The sequence below is a fragment of the Rhizobacter sp. Root1221 genome (assembly GCF_001425785.1).
In the GTDB taxonomy this organism is placed as follows: Bacteria; Pseudomonadota; Gammaproteobacteria; order Burkholderiales; family Burkholderiaceae_C; genus Rhizobacter.
On record NZ_LMDI01000014.1, the window covers coordinates 119,758 to 131,954 of the forward strand.

Annotated in this window: 11 protein-coding genes and 1 pseudogene; 8 read left to right on the forward strand and 4 right to left on the reverse strand. The window is 65.0% G+C overall.

Annotated features, from left to right (window positions below; translation table 11 throughout):
* Window positions 1-145: 145 nt before the first annotated feature.
* The 7 genes from ASC87_RS33195 to sctN all read left to right on the forward strand — a co-directional run.
* The coding region (locus ASC87_RS33195) for a hypothetical protein (protein WP_235582158.1) at window positions 146-328 on the forward strand (183 nt) is incomplete at its 3' end.
* A gap of 394 nt (window positions 329-722) precedes the next feature.
* Window positions 723-1,184 carry an HrpB1 family type III secretion system apparatus protein gene (locus ASC87_RS12670; protein WP_056661926.1) on the forward strand — a complete coding sequence of 154 codons (462 nt, stop codon included), beginning with the start codon at window positions 723-725 and terminating at the stop codon, window positions 1,182-1,184.
* A 58-nt stretch (window positions 1,185-1,242) separates the two neighbouring features.
* The gene (locus tag ASC87_RS12675) at window positions 1,243-1,623 is read left to right on the forward strand and encodes a hypothetical protein (RefSeq protein ID WP_056661928.1); all 381 of its coding nucleotides are present in this window, start codon (window positions 1,243-1,245) and stop codon (window positions 1,621-1,623) included.
* A gap of 7 nt (window positions 1,624-1,630) precedes the next feature.
* Window positions 1,631-2,467, forward strand: a complete 837-nt coding sequence (sctJ, locus tag ASC87_RS12680; RefSeq protein ID WP_056661931.1) for a type III secretion system inner membrane ring lipoprotein SctJ — start codon at window positions 1,631-1,633, stop codon at window positions 2,465-2,467.
* Window positions 2,464-3,093, forward strand: coding sequence for a type III secretion protein HrpB4 (locus ASC87_RS12685; RefSeq protein WP_056661933.1), 630 nt, complete (start codon window positions 2,464-2,466; stop codon window positions 3,091-3,093). The genes sctJ and ASC87_RS12685 overlap by 4 nt, the downstream gene beginning before the upstream one ends.
* On the forward strand, window positions 3,087-3,905 hold the full coding sequence (gene sctL, locus ASC87_RS12690) for a type III secretion system stator protein SctL (protein ID WP_056661936.1): 819 nt from the start codon (window positions 3,087-3,089) through the stop codon (window positions 3,903-3,905). Before ASC87_RS12685 ends, sctL begins: the two co-directional genes overlap by 7 nt.
* A complete protein-coding gene (gene sctN / locus ASC87_RS12695) occupies window positions 3,898-5,217 on the forward strand; it encodes a type III secretion system ATPase SctN (protein WP_157604007.1) in 1,320 nt (439 codons plus the stop codon). Before sctL ends, sctN begins: the two co-directional genes overlap by 8 nt.
* An 87-nt stretch (window positions 5,218-5,304) precedes the next feature.
* On the opposite strand, the gene ASC87_RS12700 is transcribed toward sctN, so the two are convergent.
* From ASC87_RS12700 to ASC87_RS33760, 4 genes and pseudogenes are all read right to left on the reverse strand, one after another.
* Window positions 5,305-7,881 carry a M66 family metalloprotease gene (locus tag ASC87_RS12700; RefSeq protein WP_157604008.1) on the reverse strand — a complete coding sequence of 859 codons (2,577 nt, stop codon included), beginning with the start codon at window positions 7,879-7,881 and terminating at the stop codon, window positions 5,305-5,307.
* Between the two features lie 494 nt (window positions 7,882-8,375).
* A complete protein-coding gene (locus ASC87_RS12705; RefSeq protein WP_162255155.1) occupies window positions 8,376-8,873 on the reverse strand; it encodes an HrpB1 family type III secretion system apparatus protein in 498 nt (165 codons plus the stop codon).
* Window positions 8,874-9,003: 130 nt separating this feature from the next.
* Window positions 9,004-9,219, reverse strand: a complete 216-nt coding sequence (locus ASC87_RS12710) for a hypothetical protein (RefSeq protein WP_157604009.1) — start codon at window positions 9,217-9,219, stop codon at window positions 9,004-9,006.
* 392 nt (window positions 9,220-9,611) lie between these two features.
* A pseudogene (locus ASC87_RS33760) lies at window positions 9,612-10,214 on the reverse strand (pectate lyase); the annotation flags it as partial.
* Here ASC87_RS33760 and ASC87_RS33765 point away from each other — a divergent pair.
* Window positions 10,143-10,529, forward strand: coding sequence for a pentapeptide repeat-containing protein (locus ASC87_RS33765; RefSeq protein WP_369820761.1), 387 nt, complete (start codon window positions 10,143-10,145; stop codon window positions 10,527-10,529). The pseudogene ASC87_RS33760 and the gene ASC87_RS33765 overlap by 72 nt on opposite strands.
* Window positions 10,530-12,197: the final 1,668 nt, after the last annotated feature.

Genomic DNA, 12,197 nt, shown 5'->3' on the forward strand with positions numbered 1-12,197 from the left:
CCAGCAAGAACGCCTCCGAGTCGACCAAGGGTCTGCTCTGATCGTCGAATCGGCAGCCGGGATGACCGACTGCCAAACCCATGGAGACCACGCAGTGTGGTCTCCACCCCGCAAAAGAACCGCACCACCTCACCAGGAGTGAACCATGAGCACCGGAAAAGCTGACGGCGATACCCAGCGCCTGATCAAACTKCAGACCCAAGCCTCCGAGAACAGCCTCGCACTGGCCGAAAACGCCGTCGAGAACAACAAGCGGCAAGCCAAGGCCAACTGCATCCAGGCCGCTTCCGAAATGGAAGCCAAGGCCAGCAAGAACGCCTCCGAGTCGNCTCGCACTGGCCGAAAACGCCGTCGAGAACAACAAGCGGCAAGCCAAGGCCAACTGCATCCAGGCCGCTTCCGAAATGGAAGCCAAGGCCAGCAAGAACGCCTCCGAGTCGACCAAGGGYCTGCTCTGATGCGTTGCCGCCAGGGTCAGGCACGGGCTCACCCCCGTGCACGACCCCGGCGCCATCCCGCACACCGGACAACGATTTCCACAAGTTCATGGGCACCCTCATCTTGCGCTTCGGTGCTGTCGTTACCTTGGCTTGCGTGGCATTCGCCATGCAGATCAGTGCCGCCGAGCCCGTCAGTCATCCTCAAATGAGTGCCTTCGCACTTGCACCCGATTCAACCGCGCGTCCGCACCCGAACGCGAGCACATCCACGGAACCCACTCCATGAATCCGAAACTTGATCGCAAGGCGTTTGTCGCGTGCCTCATCGATTTGGTCCAGGCCGCCACTGAGCGGAACTTCTTCGACGACGCAATTTCAGTGCTGGGCGGTGCGCGAACCCTGCGACCGAAAGTGATGGAGCTCGACTGGTTCGAGGGCCGGATCGCGTTCAAGCGCAAGCAGTACCGCGAATGCATCCAGGTGCTCCGCAACATCGAGGGGAGCAAAACCCACGGGTACCTTGCCAAAGCCATGATCGCCGCGTGCCAGTACTACCTGGGTGACCAGGGTTGGGAGGCCGGCGCGAACGAAGTGCTGCGAGATGCCCCGCCCGACGCAATCGCCATCGTGAGAGTACTGCCCGGCATGGAAGGCACGGAAGACAAACCCGTCGAGGAAGCGACGCCCTACCTGTCATCGCTGCCTGAATTGTTTCAATCGGGCTTCATGCACTTCCGCGCGTGACCCCACATCTCGAGCCCGCACGCCGAAGCATCCGTTCAACCTCAGCACATCGAACGCCATGACCACCTCCGCCATCGCCCCCATCTCCGCCATCGACATCCTGGAACAGGCATCGGTCCGACCGGCACCGACGCAGGCCATGGCCGAGAAGTTCACCGACCTGATGCGCCGCAACACGGAACCATCTCCGATCGAGTCGGCGGAGAAATCGACCATGGTCGAAGTGCTCATGAAACAGGACGAGCAGATGCGCCGGGTTCAGCACGAATCGTATGACATGGCCCAGGCCAAGATGGATGGGATGTCCGACGACGATCTCGCCGCGTGGCGGGTCGACTTCACGCTTCGGCTCGCTTCAGCGCAGTTCCAGTTCAATGCCCTGGTGCAAGTCGCCCAGAGCACCAAGAACGGCCTGCAAACACTGATGCGCAACCAGTAAGCCGATCATGAGACACCTGCCTCTCCTCAAGTCGCACGCCCGCCTCCGATGGCTGGCGCCTCTGGCCCTCATGCTCCTGCTGAGCGCCTGCAAGACCGATCTCTACACCAAGCAGACCGAGTCCGACGCCAACGAGATGGTCTCCGCGCTGCTGGAGAGCGGCGTCCCGACACAGAAGGCGAGCCTGGACGCCGGCAAGACATGGAACGTGCAGGTCGACCAGGAGCACGTGGTGCGCTCGCTCGCCGTGCTGCGAGCGGCCGGGCTGCCGCGCGAGCGGCACGTCAACCTCGGCGAGATGTTCAAGAAGGACGGACTGATCTCCACGCCCACCGAAGAGCGCGTGCGGTTCATCTACGGCGTGGCGCAGCAACTGGAATCCACGTTGTCGCAGATCGACGGCGTGGTGACGGCGCGCGTTCACATCGTGCTGCCGAACAACGACCCGTTGGCGCCGATGGTCAAGCCGGCGAGCGCCTCGGTGTTCCTGAAGTACCGGCAGCAGGTCAACCTCGCGGGCCTGACGCCCAGCATCAAGAACATGGTCGCGCGCAGTGTCGAGGGCCTCTCGTACGAGAACGTGACGGTCACCCTGGTGCCCGGCATGGCACCGGCGGCGACCATGGAAGACACAGGCTCGAACGTGGGCCTGTGGGTGGCACTGGCAGCCGTTCTGCTGCTGGGGCTGGGGGCTGGAGGCGGATGGATTGCCTGGAAGCGCCCGCATTGGCTGCCGGAAGCGGTGCGGCGCAAGCTGCCCGGCGCCGCGTCGGCCGCATCCTCTGAGCCCGCCGTGCCGGCAGTGACCGGCGAGGGCCTGGGACAAGCGAGGAGCTCCGCGTGAACGAAGCCCGTCAACTCGCGGACCTGGCCTGGTCGATGCAGCGTCGCATGGAAACGCTCGCCGACAACGTCGACCCGAGCTGGCATAACACCCTGGGCCTGACGCCCTGGATGTCGGTTGCCGGCCTCGGCACCGGCAGCATTGTCCTGTCGCGTGCGCTCGCCCGCCGCTGCTTCGACCCGCTGCCGCCGCTGACGGCACTGTCGGAGGCTGCGGGGTCGCTCGCACTGCTGGACCGGCAACAACTGCTGTCCCGGTTGTGCGCGCTGGCCCTGCTCGGCCGGCCTGGCGTGCTGCGCTGCTGTGTCGAACGCCAGGCCCGCACGGCCCTGCAGCGCGAACTGGGTCCCGCCTATGCCGCACTGAATGCGCGAGGGAACGGTGCCTCGTCGGTACGTCCTGAAGTGGCGGCGTGGTCTCCCTTGGCCTGGGCGTGGGTCGGCTACCGGGAACTGGTGCGCGAACGCGCCTGGCCGCACCGCAGCCTCCGCCGGATGGCCCGTCTCGCCCTGCCCGCCTCGCACGAGGACGAACCGCCGCGGCGGCTGGTGCCGGCCGCGATCTCACCACCCGCGCAACGCCTCGACGCGCTGGATGCGCTGTACCAGGGAGCTTTGCCATGCTGACTTGGTTTGATCCCGACTGCACGGGCCTGAATGCCACGAACGGCATCGTGCGGGCCCACGAAGTTGCCACAGTGATGGCCACCGAAGAACTCCTGGCCCTGGCCCGCAAGGAACGCGATGCGATCCTGGCCGCCGCGGCCGAAGAAGCACTCATGATCGTCGACAAGGCACAACGCCGTGCCGAAAACATCGTGTCCGAGGCGCAACGGCAGGCCTCCCACCTGATGGAAGACGCATCGACCCAGTTTCGCGGTGAGCTCGAGCGCGGCCATGCCGAGGGCCAGCAACTGGCAGCCACCGAATGGCACCAACGCCACGCCGAGTTGCTCGCCGCGCAGACCGGAGGCCGGAATGCACCCGAGCGCAAGCTTGCCGAACTGGTGGCCCTCGCGGCCGAGCGCGTTGTCCACGCCGAACCGCGCGAAGCGCTCTTCCGGCGCTCCCTGGAAACGGTTCAGTCGCTGCTGCAGCGTACCGGCACGGTGACCTTGCGTGTCAACGATACCGACCTCGGCCCGGCCCGCTCCGCGGTGGCCAGTTGGCCATCGGCCTCGCAGCGGAACGGCCTCGTGGTCGAAGTCCAATCCGACACGGCCTTGTCTCCCGGCAGTTGCTTCTTCGAATCGGAGATCGGCACGCTCGACGCCAGCCTGGACATCCAGCTCGCCGGCCTTCGTGGTGCACTCGATCGTGCGGTGAGCCTGATCCTGGACGACCCCGAGTCGGACGAGAACTACGGCGAACCGTCCGAAGACTTCGCGGCCGACGATCATGAACACACCGGCCAGACACTCGAGGAATCCCATGGGTGAATCGCTCCGAATCACACGCCTGATGCAGCAGGAGCTGTCCTCCGCGCCGCTGGTCCGGCGCCGCGGCAAGGTCGTTGAAGTGGTCGGCACCCTGATGCGGGTGACCGGCCTAGACGCGAAGCTGGGTGAGCTGTGCCAGGTCCTGGACGATCAAGGCGGCTTGCTGCAGGCCGCCGAAGTGGTGGGTTTCGCGGGCGGACAGAGCATTCTTTCGCCGTTCGGCTCGATCCTCGGGGTGCGCGGCGGCTCTGCGGTCGTGGGCCTGGGCGAAGTGCTGTCGGTCCCGGTGGGGCCGGCACTGCTCGGCCGGGTGATCGACAGCCTGGGCCAGCCCATCGACGGCAAAGGGCCCATCCATTGCGCCGAGACACGGCCGGTGTTCGCCTTGCCGCCTACGCCGATGGAGCGGGAGATGATCGAACACCCCCTGTCCACCGGCGTCAAGGTCATCGACGGGCTCATCACGCTCGGCGAGGGCCAGCGCATGGGCATCTTCGCACCTGCCGGCGTCGGCAAGAGCACGTTGATGGGCATGCTGGCACGTGGCACCGCGTGCGACATCAGCGTCATCGCGCTGATCGGCGAACGTGGCCGCGAAGTGCGAGAGTTCGTGGAACTCATCCTCGGCGAACACGGCATGGCCCGGTCCGTCGTCGTCTGTGCCACCTCCGACCGTTCGTCGATCGAGCGCGCCAAGGCGGCCCACGTGGCCACTGCCGTGGCCGAGTACTACCGCGACCAGGGCCTCAAGGTGTTGCTGATGATGGACTCGCTGACCCGCTTCGCACGCGCGCAGCGGGAGATCGGCCTGGCCGCGGGCGAGCCTCCGGCGCGGCGCGGCTTTCCGCCGTCGGTGTTCGCCGAGATCCCGCGGCTGCTCGAGCGCGCCGGCATGGGTGCCCGCGGCTCCATCACGGCGCTGTACACCGTGCTGGCGGAAGACGAAAGCGGCGGGGACCCGATCGCGGAAGAAGTGCGAGGGATTCTCGACGGGCACATGATCCTGTCCCGCAAGATCGCGGCGCGCAACCAGTACCCGGCCATCGACGTGCTCGGCAGCCTGAGCCGCGTGATGTCGCAGATCGTTCCCAAGGCGCATCAACAGGCCAACGGCAAGCTCCGACAGCTGATGGCCAAGTACGACGAAATCGAACCGCTGGTCCAGATGGGTGAGTACAAGCCCGGCAACGACCCGCTGGCGGACGAGGCCATGGACAAGCTGGAGTCCATCCGCGGGTTCCTGAACCAGGCCACCTCCGACCTCTGGGACTACGACAACACGATCGACGCGCTGGCACAGCTCACGGATTGATCCAGGTGCGGTGCCCCCGAGACGCAAAGCGCAGCGCGCTTTGCCGGCCGGGTGCGGTGGAGCGGCTGGCCGTTTGCCTTGGTTCGCTCAGCGTGCGGTTTCGATGCGCACGGCGTTCAGGCCATCGGACAAGCTGAACTCGAAGCTGCCGCCGGCCGGCAGGTTCGCACCGGACAGCGTGGCTGTGCCGCCTTGCAGGTCTTGCGCCAGTGTCGTCCGCGTCTCGCCCACGTGGGTGACCGTCAAGTACTTGTACGAGGCTGCATCCCAGGTCAGGCGCAGCACGCCGCCCTGTTCGGTGACCTGCACCTGCGGCTTGACCGACGCAGCAACCTTCTCACGGGCTGCCGACACGCCGTTGGCAGGCTTCACTGCGTTCTGCAGCAGCGCCTTGCCATCCTTCAGCACCGAGATGCCGTAGATCGCCCCAGGATGCGGAATGGTGAAGCCGAAGTGCTGCTCTGCCTGTGCATGATCCAGCTGGCGCGGGGAGAACGGGTAGTCGACCGTGCCCTGGGCGCTGATGATGCGCAGCGTGTAGATCCCGCCTTCAGGAAGGCGGGGCTCGCCACGCAGCGACTTCAAGGGCGTCAGCTCGATCTTGTCGCCGTTGATCTTGCCGCTGACCAGCAACAGTTCCTGCGGACCGGTCGCTTCCGCCGAGGCTGAGGCCGCGATCACCATCTTGTCGGCCGGTGTCAGGTAGATCTGCATCCTGCGGTAGTTGTAGTCGGAGAACGAGTCACCACCGCAATAGCTCATCATGTCGTGCAGGTCCGTTCTTCGAGCATCGATGTACGCACCCGTCGAAGCGTCGTAGCCCCAGATGTAGCGACCGGCGGCACCCAACTGCCCATTGGCGTAGGGATACTGCGGGTCGGGATTCCCGGCATTGCCGCAGGGCGCATGAGGCAGGCTGAAGTTGTGGCCGAGTTCGTGCGCCAGCGTCTGGCGCACCACGCCCAGGTTGCTGGGCATGTCGAACCCCACCGAAGCCGGGCCTGGCATGTAGCCCAGGCCGGCCAGGCCGTAGCTGCGCTTGGGAATGAATCCGTAGTAGAAAGTTCGGCTCGATGCACCCTCGAGCATGTGCAGGTCGTAGAGTTCGGCCAGCACGTTGCTGAATATCTGGTTCCAGGCCGACTCGTCCGTGGGCATCGCAGTGGCAGTCTTGGAGACATACGTCGCACGGGTTTGCACTGTGACGCTGGCCGCCGGCATGCGGGCCTGGACGTAGCTGCCGGCACCGTTCGCGATCTGGCCCACGGTGCTGCCGATTTGCACCGGCATGACGAGCAGGGTAACCGCCGCGCCACCGCCCACGCGCGGGTTGATGGTCGACGTCTGGCCGTTGCTCAGCTTGGCGGTCAGGCGCAGGCCTTGCGTGACGAGCGCGGCGGGAATGACGGCGGTGTAGGCGTTCGTCGACGAAGGCGCATCCGGCACGGCCGTGGGCAGCGCGTTGGCCGGCACGCTCATCGCAATCGACTGCACGAGTTGGCCGGTGGATGTCTCGACCTGGAGCGTTGCGGTGGGTTGGGTCTCGTTCGTGTTGGTGGTGGTCGCGTTCACGCGCACCAGCGCCGATTTGCCCGACACCAGCACCAGCGCACTGTCAGTGCTCGGGAACACATGCGACTGCGCCACATCGATCCGTGCGATGCGCGCGGTAGAGGGCGAGCCCGGAGCAGGTGTCGACGTCGCGCCATCCTCCACCACATGGCAGGCCTTGACGGTACCCGGGGCCGGGTCGGCCCCGAAGAACGCACTTGAACAGGTCCCTTGATTGGTCACCGTGGCCAGGACGAACTTGCCGTTGGCGCCGTACATCACCGTCCTTGTTCCGGAGACGCTGAACGGGTTGTTCTCCGTCGCGACCTGCGTGCCGCTCACGTCGGCATAGCAGGCCTTGACGACACCCGGGACAGGGTCACTGCCGAAGAATGCACTCGAGCAGGTTCCCTGATTGGTCAGGGTGCCCAGCACGTACTTGCTGTTGGCGCCGTACAGCACCGTCTTGCTGCCGGAGTAGCTCAGCGACTGGCCCTCCGTAGCGATCCGAGGCCAGCCCAGATCCGCATGGCAGGCCTTGATGGCGCCCGGAGCAGGGTCGCCCCCGAAAAATGCATTCGAGCAGGCGCCCGGACTGGTCAACGTGGCCAGGTAGTACTTGCCGTCGGCGCCGTACATGACCGTCTTGCCTCCGGAGAAGTTGAGCGGAAGGTTCTCCGTCGCGATCTGCGGCCAGCCCAGATCCGCGTAGCAGGCCTTGGCGATCCCCGGGGCGGGGTCACTCCCGAAGAATGCGTTCGAACACGTGCCCTGGCTGGTCACGTTGGCAACGAGGTACTTGCCATCGGCGCCATACATCACCGACTTGGTTCCGGAGAAGCTGAACGACCTGTTTTCCATCGCGATCTGCGGCCCGTTCACAACCATCGCCGCAGCAACGGCTTGTGGCACGGCCGCAGCGGGCGGGGCGCCATCGGCCGTGGTGTTCCGTGTCGCGGAGTCGGCCTGCACGGGCGTTGCCTTGTCCGCGCCGCCGCAGGCGGCCAGGGCCACCAGGGCGCTCAGCACGGTCAACCGGCGCAGGTAGCGAGACAGCGTTGCAGCGCTGCACGTCAAGGTGACAACAAGAGCCTTCGATGCCAGTTCTTTCACGGTATCTTTCTCCAAGCCGAATGCGGCGTAGTCGTTGAAGTTGTCGATACTGCAAAGAGCGGTGGAGCACCAGAACAAGCTCGCTCACCTGATGGCAAGACCGCCTGATGTGAACGCGATAGGAGCGGGTCACGGCACTTGATCGTGGTGGGTGGATGCTAGTCGCCCGTTCCCGGCCGATCATGATCAATCGATGACCATGTGCAGTCACGTGTAGCCACGTGTAGTCATGTGTAAGGTCGGTAGACACCGCCGCGATGTGACGCGGCAAATACAGATGAGTCGAGCGAGGGCAAGGACTGCCCTTCAAGCCTGATTCATGCCAAGCGGCGGCCTCAACAGGGCGCGGGGCGGCTCAGAACAGGTTCACAACCGCCGACGCACGAGGCAACGGCTCGACCAACGATGGCGCGCTCGGCCCGGCAAACGCCAGCTCGAGGGCCTGACGTGCCCGCCCGGCCATGCAGCAACGCGCTGCCCAACAGACAACAGGATCACGCCCGCATGAAGAACCCATAGCCGAGATCGGCCGTGTGGGACGGCGAAATGGTTGACGTGGCGGTTGCTTCGGACTCGAACTGATCCAAGCCTGTGCCTGGGAGCTCGGCATCCCGGAGGCATTGCGCAAACCGCCGACCTTTCGCGCAGGCATCGTCGCGCAACAGGACTTCGTTCACCTTGATTTCCCAATCGGCGTCGCCCGCCAGGTACTGGCACGATGCGATCCAGGCCTTGGCCAGGCTCCAATGGGTCGGGCTCGACTCCAGGTCCCCCAACAGCTGGATGGCCTCCCGGTAGTCACCGCGCTTGGCCGCCAGCCTGCCTTCGAGCAAGGTGAGGTCGTGCATCTCGGGTTTCAGGGCCCGAATGCCTGCAATCACCGCAGCGCCATCATCGAGCAGATGCTCCACGATCGCATGTTCGGCCAGCGTCTTCCACCCATTCAGAAAAGCGGCCTGGTCCAGGCGGCGAAGCATTGTCTGGAAGCTCATTTCGTGTCCATTGGCATAGTCAGGCTTGTTCTTCTGGCAACAAGGGCGGATACCCTGCAGCGCAGGCTGAACCATCGAGTTGGGCAGCGACTGTCCCCGAGGCCACCGGCCTCAGGGACCCGCCGCGTGCTCAATGCTTGAGGAAGTCCTGCATCCGAAGAGCGCCCAGCGTGCGCGACGATTCCTTGTCGAGCTTGCCTTCGGCGAGGTCGCTCACGAGGTTGGCCATTCGATCCGAGATGGGAGCGTCGGCCGGCAGCTTGATCTTGTGGAGGGCCAGCAGCTTGCTCCCCTCTTCGGTCAGGTGCACCTTGGCGTCGGGGCCGGTGCCCTTGGTCGTGGTCACGGGGCCGTTCGCCGCGTGTTCTTTGGCGACCCGCGCGATCTTGGCGTCACGCACGCGGCTTAAAATTGATCCGAGCGACATAGTAGTTACTTTCGATAAGTCAGGGGTTGAGGAACCGGGCTGTGACTCGGCCACCTGGAAGCGCAGTGACGTTGACAACGACCTGGCGCACTCACCATAAGTGGCCTGCCGTGACCGGGCCACCGCGCGTGCGAAACGTTCACTGGGTGGGCGAAACGGCGGCCAGGGAACAGCCCGTGCCGGACGCCCACAAACGGAAACGCCCCGAGCGAATCGGGGCGTCCTGCGACATGTCGTGGAAGCGACACCACCCGTCGATGACGGCGCTCCGGCATGTCGGCATGGCGAGGCCCCTCCCGGGGCCCGTTCGATCAGCCCGCGTAGTCCTTCCAACCACGCTGCTTGGCACCTTCGACCTGGGCTTCCTTCGGCGCGATGACGTCGTAAGGGGTGTTCCCGATCGTGTTGTTCTCGAGATGGATCTTGGCCTGCTTCGCATCGCTGCGAACGATGGCCTCCTTGCCATTGTCGAACGTGGAGTTGGTCACCGTGATGTCGATCGGGAACTCCTTGCCGCCGTTCGTGCGAACGGCCTTCCCGAACCCGTCGGCGGTGAAGTTGTTGATCTTCAACGACCCGCCGGCGTTGAGCTGGAAGATCTTGTCGTTGGCGTTGAATGCGCCCCCGCCGTTGACCTCCACCTTGCCCGGTCCCTTCAGTGTGAAGGCGTCTTCGCCCACATCTCGCCAGACCACGTTGTTGAGGGTCGCGTCACCCTTGGCATGGATGCCATCGGCGCCCGAGAGTTGAACGTTCTTGATCTTCGCGCCAGGTTCCAGCAGGAAGACCGGCTTCTGGCCCTCGCCCTGTCCGCCGTCTCCCAACGCGGCGCCCGCCTTGAAGTGCATGCCCTTGCCGTCGAACTCCTCGCCGGCCTTGACGACGATGGTCTGGTTGACGACCGTCTCACCCTTGAGCGGAGGAAGCTTGCCGCCCTCGAGTTTCGGAACCTCGCCGCCGCTCGTCGGCGAACTCGGTGCCGGCGCCGTGGTGGGTTTGGTCGTCTCCGGCGCGGGGGCGTTCGAGCTCGGCTTGTTGCCGCTCGGCTCCGTGCCGCTCGGCTGCGAGCCGCTCGGCTGCGGGCCGCTCGGCTGCGAGCCGCTCGGTTGCGGGCCGCTCGGCTGCGGGCCGCTCGGCTGCGGGCCGCTCGGTTGCGGGCCGCTCGGCTGCGAGCCGCTCGGCTGCGAGCCGCTCGGTTGCGAGCCGCTCGGCTTCGTGCTGTTCGGTGACGTGTTCTCCTCGTCCGAATCGTCCTTCTTGCCGAGGAACTTCGAGAGCAGCGCCTCGACCAGTTGCTTGATGAGATCGGCGATCTGGGACATACCGCCCTGCTGACCCTTGGTGCCTTCCGTACCTTCCGTACCTTCCGTACCTTCCGTACCTTCCGCGCCTTCGGTGCCTTCGGTGCCTTCCTTACCTTCCGCGCCTTCGGCACCCTTGCCAGCAACCAGCTCTTCCAGCTTGCTGGTATCCCCCGTCAGCAGCGCTTCGACGAGTTGCTTGATCAGCGCCTTCAGATCCTCTTCCGACAGACCTTTGCCCTTGCCGCCGCCAGCGCCTTCCGCCGGCTTCGTCTCCTCCTGCTTGCCCACGCCACCCGACAACAGCGCCTGGACCAGTTGCTTGGCGATCTCCGCGATCATCTGTTGCATCGGATCTTTGCCACCGGCCTCTCCGGTCTCTCCCGTATTGCCGGTCTCGCCGGTCTCTCCGGTCTTGCCAGTCTCACCGGTCTCGCCCAGCTTGTCGAGCTTGCTGGTATCGCCCGACAGCACGGCTTCGAGCAGTTGCTTGAGGATCTCGCCGACCAGCTGCTGCGACAGCCCGCCTGCCTCACCGCTGCCGCCTGCCTCACCGCTGCCGCCGGTCTTTCCGCCGCCGGCGGTCTTGCCCATTTCATCGAGCTTGCCCGCGTCCCCCGACATCAGGGCCTCCACAAACAGCTTGGCGATTTCACCGATGAGCTGTTGCATCATGTCTTCGGAACCGCCACCCTTCNTCGAGCTTGCCCGCGTCCCCCGACATCAGGGCCTCCACAAACAGCTTGGCGATTTCACCGATGAGCTGTTGCATCATGTCTTCGGAACCGCCACCCTTCTTCGATCCGTCCGTCGCGCCGGTCTTGCCCGGCATCAGGGAATCGAGGAGCTGCTGGGTGAACTGGCTCGCGAAATCCTGCGACGCCGATTTGGACCCGCCGCCCTCCGTGCCCATCTCGTCGAGCGTGTCCTGACCGTCCGGGGACAGCATGTCGGCCAGTTGYTCGGCCAGGCCGCTCGCCTTGCTGTCCTCACCACCCTTGCCCATCAGCTGGCTGATCAGCTTGAGCAATTGGAGGAACTGCTGGAGGATGCCCTCGATGCCGTTGCCACCCTTGCCCTTGCTCTTGCCGGCACCCTCGGCRCCGCCCGCACATTCAGTGCCCTGCGGTTCATCCACCTTGTTCTGGCCATTCTTCTCCTGCGAGATGGCCTCCTTGATCTGCTGCATCACGGCCATCACGAGNGCCCGCACATTCAGTGCCCTGCGGTTCATCCACCTTGTTCTGGCCATTCTTCTCCTGCGAGATGGCCTCCTTGATCTGCTGCATCACGGCCATCACGAGAAGCGCCACCAGTTGCTGCTGCAACTGCGACTGATCCGTGGCTTGCCCGACCCGATCGTTGTTGATCGGCGGACGAACGGTGTGGTTGTGACTGATCTTGGTCGACATACTGGGCTCCAAATTGTTAGTGGGAAAAGATGAGGGAACTGCGCACAACGCCGTCGGATCGGATGCCCCGGCGGCGATGCATGTGACCTTAGGTGCCTCCCGCCCGGCCGGAGGCAAGGTGCGCGAAGCAACGTGTCATCGCGCGAATCTGTTCCCGGACCCCGCGCCCGCCACTTCCATTCGC

Excerpts from the sequence above, each read along its gene's own strand:
- ASC87_RS12670 (WP_056661926.1), top strand. The coding sequence starts at position 723 with ATGAATCCGAAACTTGATCGCAAGGCGTTTGTCGCGTGCCTCATCGAT.
- ASC87_RS12675 (WP_056661928.1), top strand. The coding sequence starts at position 1,243 with ATGACCACCTCCGCCATCGCCCCCATCTCCGCCATCGACATCCTGGAA.
- sctJ (WP_056661931.1), top strand. The coding sequence starts at position 1,631 with ATGAGACACCTGCCTCTCCTCAAGTCGCACGCCCGCCTCCGATGGCTG.
- sctL (WP_056661936.1), top strand. The coding sequence starts at position 3,087 with ATGCTGACTTGGTTTGATCCCGACTGCACGGGCCTGAATGCCACGAAC.
- sctN (WP_157604007.1), top strand. The coding sequence starts at position 3,898 with ATGGGTGAATCGCTCCGAATCACACGCCTGATGCAGCAGGAGCTGTCC.
- ASC87_RS12705 (WP_162255155.1), bottom strand. The coding sequence starts at position 8,873 with ATGAGCTTCCAGACAATGCTTCGCCGCCTGGACCAGGCCGCTTTTCTG.